Genomic DNA, 17,071 nt, shown 5'->3' with positions numbered 1-17,071 from the left:
ATAGCCTTGGGTCGCCGGAGGGCAAAGCAGCCTGACGATAGTCATAGCCGAGTGTCACTTGACTGATGAGGAAGCCATTTTCAAATTTTAGCCAAAATTAACATATCTTGTGCTCATCACAACGTAGCTGGCATGCCTCTGGAACAGACCTTAGGAGTATCTTTATGAAAATGAGCGAACACTCTACTTTGTATGATGAGCAGACATCCCTGCTTGTTGAAGTCCAACCTTGTAGTGGTATCTAAATCGCACCTACTTTCCTATACGGGCAACCTTTAGTCCGCCAATACAAAAAGCGGGCCAATGGCCCGCTTCTCTATACAGAATTAACACCATGGTCACACCGGCGGATGGAAATGGCTGGCTTCGCGGGTGGCCATCTCCTCGTAGGTGGCCCACTTCTGCCACGCCACTTGTTGCGCCACCTGCATCAGCCGCTGTGCCTCTTCCGGGTGGCTCTGGGCCAGCACCCGATAACGGGTCTCCTGCTGCCGATATTCGGCAAGGGGGATGGAGGGGCGCAGGCTGTCGAGGCTGAAGGGGTTCTGCCCGGCGCTGCGCAGTATCGGGTTGTAGCGCATCAGCGGCCAGTGGCCCGAATCGACCGCACGCTTCTGTTGGGCCAATCCCTGCTCCATGTCGATGCCATGGGCGATACAGTGGCTGTAGGCGATGATCAGCGACGGGCCATGGTAGGCCTCAGCCTCACGCAATGCCTGCAGCGTCTGCTGCGGGTTGGCCCCAAAGGCGATGCGGGCAACATAGACGTTGCCGTAGGAAATGGCTTGCAGCGCCACATCCTTCTTGGCCAGGGTCTTGCCTCCCGCCGCGAACTTGGCGACGGCACCGAGCGGGGTCGATTTCGACATCTGGCCGCCGGTGTTCGAGTAGACCTCGGTATCCATCACCAGCACGTTCACATCGCGCCCGGAGGCGAGCACATGGTCGAGCCCTGATGAACCGATGTCATAGGCCCAGCCATCGCCGCCCACTATCCAGACCGAGCGGCGCACCAGCTGATCAATCAAGGAGAGCAGTTCGCGAGCCTTGCCGGATTTCACCTCTTCCAGCCGCTCCCGCACTTGCGCGACCCGGGTACGCTGGGCGCGGATCTCAGACTCCAGCCGCTGGGGGGCGCTGATCAGCGACTCGACTAGCTCTGGGCCCAGCTCCCCCTTCATCGCCTGCAAAGCCGCCACCGCCTGACCGTGATGCTGATCGGCGGTGAGGCGAAAACCAAAGCCAAACTCGGCGTTGTCCTCAAACAATGAGTTGGACCAGGCCGGCCCCTTCCCTTCCCCGTTCTTGGCCCACGGCGTGGTCGGCAGGTTGCCGCCGTAGATGGAGGAGCAGCCGGTGGCGTTGGCCACCAGCATGCGATCCCCAAACAGCTGGGTCAGCAGCTTGAGGTAAGGGGTCTCGCCACAGCCGGCGCAGGCGCCGGAGAACTCGAACAGGGGTTCGAGGAACTGGGCACCGCGCACCGTGGAGAAATCCACCCGCTCGCGAGCAGGCCACGGCAGGCTCTCGAACCAGCGCAGCGCCTGCTTCTGGCCAGCCAGATGGGGGGCCTTGTCCATCATGGTGATGGCGCGCTCGCCCTCGTGTTCCTCATCCGCCCCGACCCGCACCGGGCAGGCCTGCACGCACTGGCCACAACCGGTGCAATCTTCCGGATAGAGCTGCAAGGTGTAGCGGCTGTCGGGGAAACCCTTGGCGGTGACGGGCACCGATTGGGCTGCCTCGGGGGCGGTCGCCAGCCAGTCCTGATGGTAGAACTTGGCCCGCAGCGCCCCATGGGGGCAAACAAAGACGCAGTTGCCGCACTGGATGCAGATATCCGAATTCCAAATCGGGATCTCGCGGGCGATATCGCGCTTCTCGAAGCGGCTGGTGGCGGTAGGGTAAGTACCATCCACCGGCAGCATGGAGACGGGGATCAGATCGCCGCGCCCCGCCAGCATCGGGCCTGTGACCCGCTGGACAAACTCGCTGCCACCCGGCGCCAGTGGCAGCGGATAGTCGCTGATCTGCTCCTCACCAGCCGGGATGACCACCTGATGGAGATGAGCCAGAGTGTCATCCACCGCCGCGAAGTTGCGCTCGACCACTTCGGGCCCCTTGCGGGCATAGCTCTTCTCGATGCTCTCCTTGATCAGCGCAATCGCCTCATCTCGCGGCAAGATGCCGGCCAGCGCGAAGAAACAGGTCTGCATGATGGTGTTGATGCGATTGCCCATACCGTTGCGTTCGGCCACCCGACCCCCATCGATGCAGTAGAGTTGGATATCGAGGGCACGGATGCGGGCACGCAGCCGCTCGGGCAGCTCGGCCCAGACCCGCTCAGGCTCATAGGGAGCATTGAGCAGCAGGGTCGCCCCTTCTGCGGCGTGCTCCAGCAGATCGACCGATTCGGCAAAGCCCCACTGGTGGCAGCCGATAAAGCTCGCCTGCTCGATAAGCCAGGGGGCGTCGATGGGCTCGGGGCCAAAGCGCAGGTGGGAGACGGTGCGCGAGCCCGACTTCTTGGAGTCGTAGACGAAGTAGCCCTGGGCGTGGAAGCCCTCCAGCTCGCCGATGATCTTGATGCTGTTCTTGTTGGCGCCCACCGTGCCATCAGCACCGAGACCGAAGAAGAGCGCCCGCACCCGGCTAGGGGGCTCCAGATCGCCGATGGGGTGCCAGGCCAGACTGAGGCCCGACACGTCATCGACAATCCCCACCGTAAAGCGGGGGCGCGGCGCGTCGGATGCCAGCTCCTCGAATACCGCCGCGCACATGGCAGGGGTGAACTCCTTGGAAGAGAGGCCATAGCGACCGCCGCTCAGCCACGGCAGCCGCTTGATAAGGCCGCGCTGCAAACCGTCGATCAGCGCGCTCTGCACATCCAGCAGCAGCGGCTCGCCCCCTGCCCCCGGCTCCTTGGTGCGATCCAGCACGGCGATGCGCCGCACGCTCTCGGGCAGCGCATCGAGCAGCGCCTGTACCGGGAAGGGACGATAGAGGCGAATGACCAGCACACCGGTCTTGCGATCCTGCCGGTTGAGCCAATCCACGGTGGTGCGGGCGGTGGCGGCCCCCGAGCCCATCAGCACGATAACGTCGGTGGCATCGGGCGCGCCGTGGTACTCCACCAGCCGGTAGTGGCGGCCGGTCAGCTCGCCGAGGCTCTCCATGCACTGCTGCACCCGCGCCGGTACCGCTTCGTAGAAGGGGTTGACGCTCTCGCGGGACTGGAAATAGGTATCCGGGTTCTGGGCGGTGCCACGCATCACCGGATGATCCGGGTTGAGGGCCCGGGCGCGATGGGCGCGCACCCAGTCGTTGTCGATAAAGGCGCGAATTTCATCTTTGTGCAGCGCGACTATCTTGTTCACCTCGTGGGAGGTACGGAACCCGTCGAAGAAGTGGATAAAGGGCACCCGGCATTGCAGGGTGACACTGTGGGCGACCAAGGCCAGGTCCTGCGCCTCCTGCACCGAGCCGGAGGCGAGCATGGCAAAGCCGGTGCTGCGCGCCGCCATCACGTCCTGATGGTCGCCAAAAATCGACAGCCCCTGCGCCGCCAAGGATCGGGCCGCCACATGGAACACCGCCGAGGTCAATTCGCCTGCGATCTTGTACATGTTGGGCAGCATCAGCATCAGCCCCTGACTGGCGGTGAAGGTGGTGGCGAGCGCCCCCGCCTGCAGGGCGCCGTGTACCGTGCCAGCCGCCCCCCCTTCACTCTGCATCTCTACCACGGTGGGGATGTTGCCCCACAGGTTGGTCTGCCCTTCTGCCGCCCAGGCATCGGCCAGTTCGGCCATGGTCGAGCTCGGGGTGATGGGATAGATGGCACACACTTCGCTCAGCTGGTACGCCACCCGGGCCGCGGCTTCGTTGCCGTCAACCATGATCAATTCATGTTTCATTGGGACTCCTCCGGTTGGCGCAACTCGATGGCGTGACAGGGGCATTGGTCATGGCAGGCACCGCAGCCGGTGCAGCGTTTGGCATCCACCTGATACCCCAGACCCGGCCCCAGCTTGGCGATGGCCTGCTCGGGGCAGCTGCCGTAGCAGCCGTCACACTCGAAGCAGTTGCCGCAGGAGTAGCAGCGCGCCGCCTCGTAGCGGGCCGCCGTCTCGTCCAGTCCGCCGATGATCTCGCCAAAGTCGTCCCGCGCCGAGGGCGGTTTGACCGGCTGACTGCTGGCGGGAGCATGGGTCTGGAACCAGAGCTGCAACTGCTCGGGCCCTACCAGCGGCTTCCCTGCCTGCAAATAGGAAAGCGGTTTGTGGTAGTGGCGACCGCGCAGCAAGGCATCCATGTGGCGCGCCGCCTTCTTGCCGTGGCCGGTGGCGATGGTGACGGTGCGCTCGGAGGGCACCATGTCGCCGCCGGCAAACAGACCCGGCACATCCGTCATCAGGTTCTCGCCAACCTGCACCACCCCCTCCTTGTTGACCCGCACGCCGGGAATGCTCTCCAGCACAGAGAGGTCGACCTCCTGACCGAGCGCCAGAATAAGGGAGTCCGCTTCAAGGGTTTCAAACTTGCCGGTAGGCACCGGCTTGCCCTCGGCATCCAGCGCCATCACCTCCACCTCGATATTGGTACTGTCGAGCTGGCGGATGCTGCGCAGCCAGTTGATCTTGATCCCCTCCTCTTCGGCCTCGTCGGCTTCGAAGGTGTGGGCCGGCATATGATCCCGGTCGCGGCGGTAGATGATCATCGCCTCCTCGACCCCGAGACGGCGGGCGGTACGGGCCGCATCCATGGCAGTGTTGCCGCCGCCGTAGATGGCCACCCGCCGTCCCAGCTTGGGGGGCGGCAACCCCTGTTCTTCGGCAAGACTGGCCTGCTCGAGGAAACTCACCGCATCGAGGATCTTGCCCGCCTCCCGGGCCGGAATATCGACCCGCTTGGCCAGATGGGCGCCGATGGCCATGAAGACGGCGTCAAAGCCCCCCTCGTCGCGCTCGCACAACACATCCTCCACCTTGTGGTTGAGGGTCAGCGTCACCCCGGCCGCCATGATGCGGGCCACCTCCCGATCCAGCACGTCGCGAGGCAGACGGTAGGCGGGAATGCCGAAGCGCAGCATGCCACCGGCGAGCGGGCCCGCCTCGCGGATCTCCACCTGATGGCCGAGCCGGTTGAGGTGCCAGGCGCAGGAGAGACCGGAGGGGCCGGCACCGATCACCAGCACCTTCTTGCCGCTGGCGGGCGCGGGGGGCGCAGGCTGCCAGCCACGAGCCAGCGCCTCGTCGCCGAGGAAGCGCTCGATGGCGTGGATGGAGACGGCATCATCCACCTGGGCACGGTTGCAGGCCGTTTCACAGGGGTGATAACAGACCCGCCCGTGGACCGCAGGCAGGGGATTTTCTTCGATGAGGCGCTGCCAGGCCGCCTCAAAGCGGCCCGCTTCGGCCAGGGCAAGCCAGGCCTGGATGTTCTCGCCAGCCGGGCAGGCATGGTTGCAAGGTGGCAGGGCCGGCCGCCAAACGGGTAGCCGAGTACGGACCGGGCCTGTTCCCGTTTTCTGGGAAAGATCCGGCTGTGGGGTCATATCCAGTTGTTTGCTCATACATTGCTTTCTTCTTTTTGTGTGACAGGCCCCATCCGATGGCGCTTGATACCGTTTTGCCTGGGCAGACGGTGGCCGGAGGGGGAAGAAGCGAAAGCGTTAGAAACTGGAAGCTGGCCCGATGATGGGCCGTTTTTTGTACGACATGGTGGATCAGGATCAATAAATGTTGCGCTTTATGGGTCGCCCCCTTCACAACCGGATCCCCGTCACACCCCGCAGCCATTCGGGCCTGTCGCCCGAGCCCCCTCGCCGCCCTCGACATGGGCAGCAGGAGAAGATTGCCGCCCGGGGCAGGAATCGTTATCTTCCCCTCTTCACAGGAATCGCCACAGCACAAGGACCAGGACATGCCGACCCTCGCCAGCATACATCTCTACCCCATCAAATCGACGGCAGGCATGCCGCTGGAGCGCGCCCAGGTGACCCAGGAGGGACTTGCCGGGGATCGCCGCTACATGGTGGTCAAACCGGATGGCACCTTTATCACCGCCCGCACCCATCCCCAGTTGCAGCAGGTGGTGGCCACCCCCGTCGAGGGGGGGCTGCAACTGCGCTATCCGGGTCTGCCCCCCCTTGCCCTCATGGAGGCGGCGTTCAGTCGCGCCCCTCAGCACACCGGTGTCTGGGGGGATCGCTTTACCGCCCTGCACACCGGGCCCGACGCCGATGAGTGGCTGAGCCGGGTGGCGAGGGAGCCGGTGCGCCTGCTCTGGCTCGGGGAGGCATCCGATCGTTTTCGGGAGAAGACCGGCACCCGGGTGAGCTTTGCGGACGGCTACCCCTTGCTGCTCATCAGCCAGGCTTCCCTTGAGGATCTCAACCTGAGATCCGATGCCTTGCACCAGATGAGCCAATTTCGTACCAACCTGGTGGCGAGCGGCACCCGCCCCTTCGAAGAGGATGGCTGGAAGCGGATCCGCATCGGCGAGGTGGAGTTTCGGGTGGACAAGCCGTGCAGCCGCTGCATCATGACCACGGTGGAGGCAGGCACGGAGCGCTTCAATGCCCTGAAAGAGCCGCTGGCCACCCTCACCCGCTACCGCCGTGGCGAAGATGGTGAGGTCTACTTCGGCCAGAATCTGGTGGCCCTGAACGAGGGGTGGATTGAGGCGGGCAGCGAGATCGAGGTGCTGGAGCGGGCCCGGGCGCCGGTCTACCCCAACGCGGCCCCGAAAAAGCGGGAGCTGGTGTGCGTTGCCCGGGAACCCCTGGCCCGGGATCTGGAAACCTTCTGGTTCGAGGCCGCCGACGGCGAGCCCCTGCCCGACTACCTGCCTGGACAGCACCTGCCCATCAGCCTCGATATCAAAAACACACGGGTTCAACGCCGCTACACCCTGAGCTCCACGCCGGAGCGGCCCGAGCGTTACAGCATCAGCGTCAAGAAACTGGCCGATGGCCGCCTCTCCCCCTGGCTGCACCATGAGCTGCGCGTGGGCGATCACCTGCTGGCCGCCCCCCCGGCCGGCGAGTTTCACTTAGGGTCCGAGCGCAGGCTGCTCCTGCTCTCGGCGGGATCCGGTGTCACCCCCATGCTCTCCATTGCCCGCACTCTGGCACTACGGGGAGAGCTCGGTGACGTCCACTTCATGCACCTGTGTCGCAGCGAGGCAGACATCCCTGCCGCCAGCGAGTTGCACGCCATGGCGCAGCAGGGAATGACCCTCACCCTGATCCTGAGCCAGCCTGACAAACACTGGCAGGGGCTCAGCGGCCGTCTGAATGACGATCACCTGGGCCGGATCCGGGATTTGCAGGAGCGGGAGGTGTTCATCTGCGGCCCCCACGGCTTCATGGCCGATGCAGCCAACCGGCTGACCGCCCTCGGCGTACCGGCCGGGCGCATCCGCCAGGAGAGCTTTGGCGGGGCCCTGCTCTCGGTGGCCCGCCCCCATCAGGCGGTGCAACTGCGTATCGGCGAGCGGGAGTTTGCGGGCAACAACCAGGGCACCGTGCTGGATCAGGCCAACAAGCAGGGGGTAGAGCTGCCCTGGAGCTGCCGTGCCGGCATCTGCGGCAGTTGCAAGCAGACCCTGGTCTCGGGCGAGGTGGATCACCCCGATGCCCCCGCCATCAGCGCCGCCGAGCGTGCCGAGGGCAAGATCCTCACCTGCTGCGCCGTGCCCCTGACGGATCTGGTGATCAAATAGGGTGATCGGGGGGCAAAACCCCGTCCCCGGAATGCAAAACGGCTGCCCGAGGGCAGCCGTTTTCTTTAGATGACTGGCTATCAGCCACGCAGGGCGGCGATGCGCTGCTCGATGGGCGGGTGGCTCATGAACAGCTCGCTCATGGAGCGCTTGCCGTTGATGCCGAACGCCATCATGGAACCCTCCATCTGCGGCTCGGCACCGCGGGCAAGACGCTGGAGCGCGGCGATCATCTTGTCGCGGCCGGCCAGCTTGGCGGCACCGGCGTCGGCACGGAACTCGCGCTGACGGCTGAACCACATGACGATGATGGAGGCGAGCACGCCGAACACCATCTCCAGCACGAACACGGTGATCATGTAGGCGAAACCGCCGGTGCTGCTGCTCTCTTCCTCGTTGTTGGAGCTGAAGAAGTTGCTGATGACGCCGGCCACGATGCGGGCGAAGAACATCACGAAGGTGTTCACCACCCCCTGGATCAGGGTCAGGGTCACCATGTCGCCGTTGGCCACGTGGCTCACCTCGTGGGCCAGCACGGCTTCCGCCTCGTCGCGGCTCATGCTGTAGAGCAGACCGGAGGAGACGGCGACGAGGGAGTCGTCACGGCGGGCGCCGGTGGCAAAGGCGTTCATCTCGGGGGAGTCGTAGATCCCCACTTCCGGCATCTTGATGCCAGCCTCACGGGCCTGACGGGCAACAGTGCTCACCAGCCAGTGCTCGGTCTCGTTGCGGGGCTGCTCGATGACCTGGACGCCATAGCTGCGCTTGGCCATCCACTTGGACATCAGCAAGGAGATAAAGGAACCCCCAAAACCGAACACGGCGCAGAACACCAACAGACCGGAAATGCTGGACTTGTTGATCCCCAGAACCGAGAACAGGATATTGAGTACCACCCCCAGCACCAGCATGACGGCCAGGTTGGTCACCAGGAATAGCATAATTCGCTTCATATTGACTCCTTGTGAGATATGGATGCATGGTTCGGGGCGCCCCAGGGGCGACCGATGCCACACTTGCCCCAGATAATAGACAGACTCGATGAATGTTTGCTGAATGTCTGGCCTCAGAGCAAGGGCGACACATCGAGACAGTGGTGCAAATCCACCTCATTCACCGCGTCCACGAAGGGGAGTTCCCCCAGAAATGGGGCCGGCAACATGGCTTTCAAGGTGTCCAGGTTCTCCTCGTAGCGGCTCATGTGCGGATCCACCCGGTTGATGACCCAGCCCGCCAGGGTCAACCCCTGCTGACGAATGGCGCTGACGGTGAGCAGGGCATGGTTGAGGCAGCCCAGCCTGGCCCCCACCACCAGGATCACCGGCAGCCGCTCCTGGGCGACCCACTCCGAGAGCAGACGCTGATGATCCAACGGCAGGAACCAGCCCCCCGCCCCCTCGACAATGACGAGATCGGCCCCAGCTCCCTCAATCTCCCGCAAGCCGGCGGACAGCCCCTCGAAGGGGATGCTCGCCCCCCGCTCACGGGCGGCGATATGGGGGGCGATGGGCGGCTCGAAGGCATAGGGATTGACCTGCTCGTAGGGCAGCGCAACCGTGGCCGCCTGCTGCAACAGCAAGGCATCCAGATTGCGAAGCCCCTCCGGGGTGCGGGTGCAGCCCGCCGACACCGGTTTGTACCCGGCGCAGCGAATGCCTCTGGCGGCAAGCGCCAGCAACAGGGTGCGGGCCACCAGGGTCTTGCCCACATCGGTGTCCGTGCCCGTGATGAAATAGGATGTCCCCATGATGATTCCTCGATGCAGTGCAGGGACGCAGAGGCGCCCCGATATCCATGGTGAAAGGCAGGCGCGCGTCCTGCCGCTGAAGGGGTGGGTGTGCCGGGTCTTTTTGTGTCAGCGCCGCACCAGGCGCCCGAGGCAGACCTCGTAGCTGGCGGCCAGCAGGCCGTCCGGTTGACGGTGGCGCTCGTAGGCCTCCCCCAGTCGCACCAGGCGCTGGCGATGACCCAGACCCGCAGGCCGCTCGTCGTTGACCTGGCTCGCGCCTATCCCCTTGAGGTCGCGCAGCAGTCCGCTGAGCGCCGGGTAGGCGAGGGACCAGGTCAGCGGGCAGAGTGCCGGGGCCTCGAAGCCCCCGTCACGGGCCGCCTGCTGCAACTGGGGCAACGTCAGGAAGCGATTGACATGGTCACGACCATCCACGGCCCGCCAGGCCTCCCGCAGTTGCCACAGTGACCCCGAAAGCAGGGTCGAGAAGAAGACCTGGCCACCGGGTTTGAGCACCCGGTTGAGCTCGGCAAAGGCCTGGGCCGGCCTCTCACACCACTGCAGGGCCAGGCTGGAGAAAACCCAGTCCAGGCTCTGGTCGGCAAAGGGCAGCCCCTCCGCGTCGCCGCACACCAGGCGGGCTCCGCTGCCGCGAAGGGCCGCCTGGGCCAGCATGCCGGGTGCGAGATCCAGCCCGGTCAGCGTCTCGCAGCGCGGCGCCAGTGCAGGCAGGAAGAAACCGGTACCGCAACCCAGATCCAGCCCGGCCCCTGAGCGCACCTCTTTCACGCCCCCCTCGTCCATGCGCGCCAGCAGCGACTGCCCCACCTCCTGCTGGAAGCGGGCGTGGGCGTCGTAGTGGCGGGCCGCCGCCCCGAAGCGGCGGGCGAGCTGTGCCTTGTCCACCGACTGGAAACGCTCATGCACCATGGGCGCCCCCTCTCTCGTCGGTGGATGGGCGGGGCCCCAGGGCCTCGAGCAGGCGATCCACGTCATCTTCGCCATGGGCGGCGCACAGGGTGATGCGAAGGCGCGCCGTGCCGACCGGCACCGTGGGCGGGCGGATGGCGCCGGCCCAGACACCGCGCTCCCGCAGCCGCTCGGCCAGTTGCAGGGCAGCGACGCTCTCCCCCACCAGCAGCGGCTGGATGGGGGTATCGCTTGCCCCAAGCCGCCAGCCGAGCGCCTGCACCCCCTGCCGGAACCGGGCGACAAGGCGAGCCAGGTGGGCACGGGCCTCGTCGGCTACGCGTACCAGCTCGATGCTCTGGCGCACGGCGCACGCCTGGGCGGGGGGCATATGGGTGCTGTAGACATAGTGGCGGGAAAAATTGACCAGGTACTCCACCAGCTCGCGACTGCCGCCCACAAAGGCGCCGGCCACCCCGAGCGCCTTGCCGAAGGTCCCCATCTGGATGTGCACGCTGGCCGGGTTCACCCCCTGGGCCGCCAGGGTGCCGCGCCCCTCGGCACCCAGCACGCCGAGGCCGTGGGCATCGTCAATCATCAGCCAGTTGCCGCTTCGGGATGCGAGTGTTGCCAGCTCAGCCCAGGGGGCCTGATCCCCGTCCATGCTGAAGACCCCTTCCGAGACGATCAGGCCCCGGTTTGGCTCAAGCAGCCGCTCAAGGGCCGCCATGTCGTTGTGGCAAAAGCGCTTCATCTTGCAGGGGAGCTGGCTCCCCATCTCCTGCAGGGAGGCGTGGTTGAGCCTGTCCTGCCACAGCAGGTGATCCTTGCCGAGCAGGGCCTTGAGCACCGCCTGATTGGCGGAGAAGCCACAGTTGAACAGCAGCACCGCCTCCACCCCGAGCCAGTCGGCAAGCGTCTCTTCCAGCTGCTGGTGAGCGCGGCTGTAGCCGGTCACCAGGGGCGAGGCACCTGCCCCCGCGCCATATTGCGCCACCCCCGCCGTGAAGGCGGCCTTGATGGCGGGGTGACCGGCAAGGCCCAGGTAGTCGTTGCCAGAGACGTTGAGGTAATCGCGCCCCCCGACCCGGATCCGCCCGCCGCTCGCCACATCCACCGGGGTGCGTCGGCGCAGCAGGGTGGCCTGTTCACGCTCGGCCAGCGCCTCCCCCAGGGCAAAGGGGCCGGTAACAACGGGCGTCATCATGGACGGAGGACATCAGCGCGGGAACGGGTGGCATCGTAGAAGAGTTCGCTCGGCTCGCTCTGGCGGTTCACCTCGGCCAGCAGCTCCTCCTCTTGAACCTGATCCGGCTTCTGGGCCCGCTGGGCGGGGCGAATGCCAAGGCGCTTGAAGAGCTGCATGTCGCTGTTCTCGTCCGGATTGGGGGTGGTCAGCAGCTTGCAGCCGTAGAAGATGGAGTTGGCCCCGGCCATAAAGCACATGGCCTGCATCTGCTCGTTCATCTTCTCCCGCCCGGCGGAGAGGCGCACGTGGGAGGCCGGCATCATGATGCGCGCCACGGCGATGGTGCGGATAAATTCGAACGGGTCCAGGTTCTCCTGGTTCTCCAGGGGCGTCCCCTTCACCTTGACCAGCATGTTGATGGGCACGCTCTCCGGGTGGCGGGGCAGGTTGGCGAGCGCCATCAAGAGGCCCGCACGGTCTTTCGCCTGCTCCCCCATGCCGACGATGCCGCCGGAGCAGACCTTCATGCCGGCACCGCGCACATGCTCCAGGGTGTCGAGCCTGTCCTGATAGGTGCGGGTGGTGATGATGTCGCCGTAGAACTCCGGCGAGGTGTCGAGGTTGTGGTTGTAGTAATCAAGCCCAGCAGCCCCGAGACGCGCCGCCTGATCGGCGGTCAGCATCCCGAGCGTCATGCAGGTCTCCATGCCGAGCCCGCGCACCTCTTCAATCATGCGCAGGATATAGGGCATGTCCTTCTCTTTCGGGTTGCGCCAGGCCGCCCCCATGCAGAAGCGGGACGAGCCGTTGGCCTTGGCCTCCCGGGCCCGCTCCAGCACTTTTTCCACCTCCATCAGCCGCTCGGTCTCGAGCCCGGTGTGGTAGCGAGCGCTCTGGGGACAATATTTGCAATCTTCCGGGCAGGCCCCGGTCTTGATGGAGAGCAGGGTGCTTACCTGCACCTCGTTCGGGTCGAAATGGGCGCGGTGCACAATCTGGGCCTGGAACAGCAGATCGTTGAATGGCAGGGCAAAGAGATCCTGAACCTCGGACAGGGTCCAGTCGTGACGAAGGGCGTGGGCACCCGCGGTGAGAGCATTCATACATGGCTTCCGGTTGTTATTGGTGGGATCCTGCGCCGCGCTCAAGAGAGCGTTCGCCGCAAGACCCGCCAGCTGGACAGCGCGACGCCAGGGCGTGCGCGAAGCCAAGTGGCTGAAATTGTTGGCTAGTGTAGAGAGCACGCGTAGACTGTCAACACCGACCAGATCAAATCAATTGACAACAGAGCACAAAATGACCAATCAAGAATTCGACCTGCACCACGTCTGGCACCCCTATACCTCCCTCACCCATCCCCTGCCCTGCTATGAAGTGGCCAGCGCCAAAGGGGTGACCCTCACCCTGACGGACGGGCGCGAGCTGGTGGATGGCATGAGCTCCTGGTGGGCCTGCGTTCACGGCTATCAGGTGCCGGAACTGGACGCGGCCGCCACCGCCCAGCTCGGCAAGATGTCCCACGTGATGTTTGGCGGCCTGACCCATGCCCCGGCGGTCGAGCTCTGCCGCAAACTGGTGGAGATCACCCCGAAGGGGCTGGATCGGGTCTTTCTGGCGGATTCCGGCTCGGTGGCGGTGGAGGTGGCCCTCAAGATGACCCAGCAGTACTGGCATGCCAAAGGGACGCCCCGCGCCAAATTCGTTGCCCTTCGGGGCGGCTATCACGGCGACACCTTCGGCGCCATGAGCGTGTGCGACCCGGATGGCGGCATGCACGAGCTCTACCAGGGCTTCCTGCCCGAACACCATTTCGTCGAAGCGCCAAGCTGCCGCTTCCACGCCCAGTGGGACGAGCAGAGCGTGGTGGAGCTGGCCACCCTGGTGGCGGATCATCACGAGGAAATTGCCGCCATCGTGCTCGAACCCATCGTCCAGGGGGCAGGTGGCATGCGCTTCTATCACCCTCGCTACCTGCAGTGGGTGCGCGCCCTGTGCGACGAATTCGGCGTGCTGCTCATAGCCGACGAGATCGCCACCGGCTTTGGCCGCACCGGCCAGCTCTTTGCCTGCGACTGGGCGGGGATCAGCCCCGACATCATGTGCCTGGGCAAGGCGCTTACCGGCGGCTACCTGACGCTGTCGGCCACGCTCACTACCGAGCATGTGGCTCGCACCGTGTGTGACGGCAAGGCGGGCGTCTTCATGCACGGCCCCACCTTCATGGGCAACCCGCTCGCCTGCGCGGTAGCCAACGCCTCCATCGAGTTGCTGCTCGCCTCGCCTTGGCAGGCGCGGGTGCAAGCCATCGAACACCAACTCAAAACCGAACTGGTGGAACTGACCCTGCACCCGGCGGTGGCGGATGTGCGGGTGCTCGGCGCCATCGGGGTGGTGGAGATGAAGGAGCGGGTGGACGTGGCGCGCATCCAGCGCAAGTTCGTGGAGCTGGGCGCCTGGATCCGTCCCTTTGGCAAGCTCATCTACCTGATGCCCCCCTTCGTCATCACCCCTGAAGAGCTGCGGGTATTGACCGGCGCCATCCACGAGGCCATCACCAGCGGCGAATATTGAGTCCGGTTGAACGGGCCCTGCATGAGAACGCAGGGCCTTTCGGCGCTTTTTCATCAGAATGTGAGCAAGACACCAAAACCCGTCCGGCGAGGAGAGTAGACTGCGCGGGTTTTACCCAACAGATGTACCAGTCCCATGCGCCTCTCCATTGCTGCCAAGATCAACTTCTTCCTGCTCTTCATCTTCTCCATGGTGTTGGTGTTTTCCGCGGCCTATCAGGCGGTGCGCGAGCGTGACCTCATCCTGACCCTCATCAAGGAACAGAGCCGCGAGCAGACCGAGGCCTACTTCGACGGCCTCAACATGCTGATGCTGACCGGCAAGATGGACGCCCGCGACACCCTGCGCGCCAAGTTTCTCCATCACGCCCACGTGGAAGATGCCCGCATCGTGCGCGGGGCGGCGGTCAACAAGCAGTACGGGCCGGGCCGTGACGTCGAGGCCCCGAAGGACAGGTTTGATGCCCTGGCGCTGGCGGGCAAGGGGAGCCTGGAGGTAGAGCATGACGGCATGCACAGCCGGCTGGTGGTGACCCGCCCGCTGCTGGCCAGAAAGGATTTTCGCGGTACCGACTGCACCAGCTGCCACCAGGTGCCGGAAAACACCGTACTGGGAGCGGTGCGTTTTGACTACTCCCTCGACAACCTGTTTACCCGGGTGGAGCAGAACATCCTCACCTCGGCCCTGAGCCTCACCCTCATCTTCGGGCTGGGACTCCTGCTCACCCTCTGGGTCATCCGCACCTGGATAGTCCGCCCTCTCAACCAGCTGACCCGCTCCATGGAGGAGGCCACCGATCGCAACGACTTCGGCCACAGGCTGGAGGGGGATGAAGGGGACGAGATTGGCCGGGTGGCGCTCGCCTACAACCAGATGCTCGACAGCGTGGAGCGCCAGATAGGCAAGCGCCCCGCCTCTCAGGGGATGGATGACGGCGACGGCCCTCAGCCCCGGTAGTAAAGCAGCAGGCAGGCCACCAGGATCAGCAGCAGGATGAAGAGATTGACGTGGCGGGCATCTTCCTGTCGGCGGCTGCGGCCACGGGCCAGCACCAGCACCACCAGGGTCAGCAGGCAGCAACCCCAGAGCCCGCGCTCCAGCCAGGGGGTAAGCAGGGGGTCCCAGCTCTGGCGCACCTTGACGCCCCCATAGACCAGAAAGCCGTAAGCCACCTCTGGCCGGGCGAAGTGATAGAGGGAGAGCAGGGCGACAAAGCCGCCCCAGCAGAGGATCACCAGCCCCTGCAACACCCGTATCCAGCCATCCGGCCCCCGCCTGCGCTCCTTCACCCTCACCCCCGTCCAGCCGCCATGATCCATGCACGATGCATGGGGAAATCCCCGCAAGGGTCCGACATTTTTGCTTGTTTATCAAACCTGCGCGGGTAAGATGAACGGCTTAGTCTGCCATGGTGGGCCAACTGCGCCCGGGCCAGACCCCTAGTGTTGCAAATAGCGCTGCAAGAACAAGCTGGAGACAATATTTCGATGACGCACGCATCCGTAGTTGATGTGCTGGCCGGTAAGTATTCGGTCGGCACCACCCTGACTGTGAAAGGGTGGATCCGGACCCGCCGCGATTCCAAGGCGGGGATCTCATTTTTGGCCGTTTCCGATGGCTCCTGCTTCCATCCGGTGCAGGCCGTCGCCCCCAATACCCTGGCCAATTACGAGAATGAAGTGCAACGTCTGACCACAGCTTGCTCCGTCGAAGTGACCGGCACCGTGGTCGAGTCCCAGGGCAGCGGCCAGGCGTTCGAACTGCAGGCCACCGAGGTCAAGGTGGTGGGCTGGGTCGAAGATCCGGACACCTACCCCATGTCTGCCAAGCGCCACAGCATCGAGTACCTGCGCGAGCAGGGCCACCTGCGTGCCCGCACCAACATCGTCGGTGCCGTGACCCGGGTGCGCAACTGCCTCTCCCAGGCCATTCACCGCTTCTTCCACGAACAGGGCTACCTCTGGATCGCGGCGCCCCTCATCACCGCCTCCGACACCGAAGGGGCCGGCGAGATGTTCCGCGTCTCCACCCTGGACATGGAAAACCTGCCGCGCACCCCCGAAGGCAAGGTGGACTACGACAAGGACTTCTTCGGCAAGGAGACCTTCCTGACCGTGTCCGGCCAGCTGAACGTCGAAACCTACGCCTGCGCCCTGTCCAAGGTCTACACCTTCGGCCCGACCTTCCGCGCCGAAAACTCCAACACCAGCCGCCACCTGGCCGAGTTCTGGATGGTGGAGCCGGAAGTGGCCTTCGCCGATCTGGAAGACAACGCCGCCCTGGCCGAAGCCATGCTGAAGTACGTCTTCAACGCCGTGCTGACCGAGCGCCGCGACGATCTGGAGTTCTTCGCCCAGCACGTGGACAAGGACGCCATCGGTCGTCTGGAGCGCTTCGTCGCCTCCGACTTCGCCCAGATTGACTACACCGACGCCATCGACGTGCTGCAAAACTGCGGCAAGAGCTTCGAGTTCCCGGTCTCCTGGGGCATCGATCTCTCCTCCGAGCACGAGCGCTACCTGGCCGAGGAGCACTTCAAGTCCCCGGTGGTGGTGAAGAACTATCCGAAGGACATCAAGGCCTTCTACATGCGCCTCAACGACGACGGCAAGACCGTTGCCGCCATGGACGTGCTGGCCCCGGGGATCGGCGAGATCATCGGCGGCTCCCAGCGTGAAGAGCGTCTCGAGGTGCTGGATGCCCGTCTGGCCGAGATGGGTCTGAACAAGGAAGACTACTGGTGGTACCGCGATCTGCGTCGCTACGGCACCGTGCCCCACTCCGGCTTCGGTCTGGGCTTCGAACGCCTGGTGGTCTACGTGACCGGCATGGGCAACGTGCGCGACGTGATCCCCTTCCCCCGTACTCCCCGCACCGCCGAGTTCTAAGGCGACCCGCCCACTCGCACCGTGCAAAAGCCGACCCCCGGGGTCGGCTTTTTTTATGCC

At 64.8% G+C, this 17,071-nt stretch carries 12 protein-coding genes; 4 read left to right on the top strand and 8 right to left on the bottom strand.

The annotated features are described in order from the left end of the window. Positions 1–338: 338 nt before the first annotated feature. Together nifJ and HKD46_RS02040 are read right to left on the bottom strand one after the other, a co-directional pair. Positions 339–3,914 carry a pyruvate:ferredoxin (flavodoxin) oxidoreductase gene (gene nifJ, locus HKD46_RS02045; RefSeq protein ID WP_171864855.1) on the bottom strand — a complete coding sequence of 1,192 codons (3,576 nt, stop codon included), beginning with the start codon at positions 3,912–3,914 and terminating at the stop codon, positions 339–341. Further along, positions 3,911–5,572 carry an NAD(P)-binding protein gene (locus tag HKD46_RS02040; RefSeq protein ID WP_171864854.1) on the bottom strand — a complete coding sequence of 554 codons (1,662 nt, stop codon included), beginning with the start codon at positions 5,570–5,572 and terminating at the stop codon, positions 3,911–3,913. The genes nifJ and HKD46_RS02040 overlap by 4 nt, the downstream gene beginning before the upstream one ends. 350 nt (positions 5,573–5,922) lie before the next feature. On the opposite strand from HKD46_RS02040, the gene HKD46_RS02035 reads away from it, so the two are divergent. Continuing rightward, on the top strand, positions 5,923–7,725 hold the full coding sequence (locus HKD46_RS02035; RefSeq protein ID WP_171864853.1) for an MOSC N-terminal beta barrel domain-containing protein: 1,803 nt from the start codon (positions 5,923–5,925) through the stop codon (positions 7,723–7,725). 80 nt (positions 7,726–7,805) lie between these two features. On the opposite strand, the gene htpX is transcribed toward HKD46_RS02035, so the two are convergent. The 5 genes from htpX to bioB form a co-directional block, all read right to left on the bottom strand. Continuing rightward, positions 7,806–8,678 carry a protease HtpX gene (htpX, locus tag HKD46_RS02030; RefSeq protein WP_010674070.1) on the bottom strand — a complete coding sequence of 291 codons (873 nt, stop codon included), beginning with the start codon at positions 8,676–8,678 and terminating at the stop codon, positions 7,806–7,808. A 113-nt stretch (positions 8,679–8,791) separates the two neighbouring features. After that, the gene (gene bioD / locus HKD46_RS02025) at positions 8,792–9,472 is read right to left on the bottom strand and encodes a dethiobiotin synthase (RefSeq protein ID WP_041215555.1); all 681 of its coding nucleotides are present in this window, start codon (positions 9,470–9,472) and stop codon (positions 8,792–8,794) included. Positions 9,473–9,580: 108 nt separating this feature from the next. Next, positions 9,581–10,384: a malonyl-ACP O-methyltransferase BioC gene (bioC, locus tag HKD46_RS02020; protein ID WP_171864852.1), complete on the bottom strand. Its 804-nt coding sequence runs from the start codon at positions 10,382–10,384 to the stop codon at positions 9,581–9,583. Further along, the gene (gene bioF, locus HKD46_RS02015; protein ID WP_171864851.1) at positions 10,374–11,570 is read right to left on the bottom strand and encodes an 8-amino-7-oxononanoate synthase; all 1,197 of its coding nucleotides are present in this window, start codon (positions 11,568–11,570) and stop codon (positions 10,374–10,376) included. The genes bioC and bioF overlap by 11 nt, the downstream gene beginning before the upstream one ends. Next, positions 11,567–12,655 carry a biotin synthase BioB gene (gene bioB / locus HKD46_RS02010; protein WP_171864850.1) on the bottom strand — a complete coding sequence of 363 codons (1,089 nt, stop codon included), beginning with the start codon at positions 12,653–12,655 and terminating at the stop codon, positions 11,567–11,569. The genes bioF and bioB overlap by 4 nt, the downstream gene beginning before the upstream one ends. A 193-nt stretch (positions 12,656–12,848) precedes the next feature. On the opposite strand from bioB, the gene bioA reads away from it, so the two are divergent. After that, positions 12,849–14,123: an adenosylmethionine--8-amino-7-oxononanoate transaminase gene (gene bioA, locus HKD46_RS02005; RefSeq protein WP_171864849.1), complete on the top strand. Its 1,275-nt coding sequence runs from the start codon at positions 12,849–12,851 to the stop codon at positions 14,121–14,123. Positions 14,124–14,258: 135 nt separating this feature from the next. Further along, positions 14,259–15,080: a HAMP domain-containing protein gene (locus tag HKD46_RS02000; protein WP_102948169.1), complete on the top strand. Its 822-nt coding sequence runs from the start codon at positions 14,259–14,261 to the stop codon at positions 15,078–15,080. Here HKD46_RS02000 and HKD46_RS01995 read toward each other — a convergent pair. Further along, entirely contained in the window at positions 15,068–15,370 is a 303-nt protein-coding gene (locus HKD46_RS01995) for a hypothetical protein (RefSeq protein ID WP_010674063.1), read from the bottom strand. The two genes, HKD46_RS02000 and HKD46_RS01995, sit on opposite strands and share 13 nt — an antisense overlap. Before the next feature lie 240 nt (positions 15,371–15,610). On the opposite strand from HKD46_RS01995, the gene asnS reads away from it, so the two are divergent. Continuing rightward, positions 15,611–17,011, top strand: a complete 1,401-nt coding sequence (gene asnS, locus HKD46_RS01990; protein WP_039039869.1) for an asparagine--tRNA ligase — start codon at positions 15,611–15,613, stop codon at positions 17,009–17,011. The last annotated feature ends 60 nt before the right edge of the window (positions 17,012–17,071 follow it).

The organism is Aeromonas sp. TW 6, assembly GCF_013168745.1.
GTDB classification, from domain to species: Bacteria; Pseudomonadota; Gammaproteobacteria; order Enterobacterales; family Aeromonadaceae; genus Aeromonas; species Aeromonas caviae.
The sequence above is the reverse complement of the archived record's forward strand: the minus strand, read 5'-3'. Positions and strand labels throughout refer to the sequence as shown.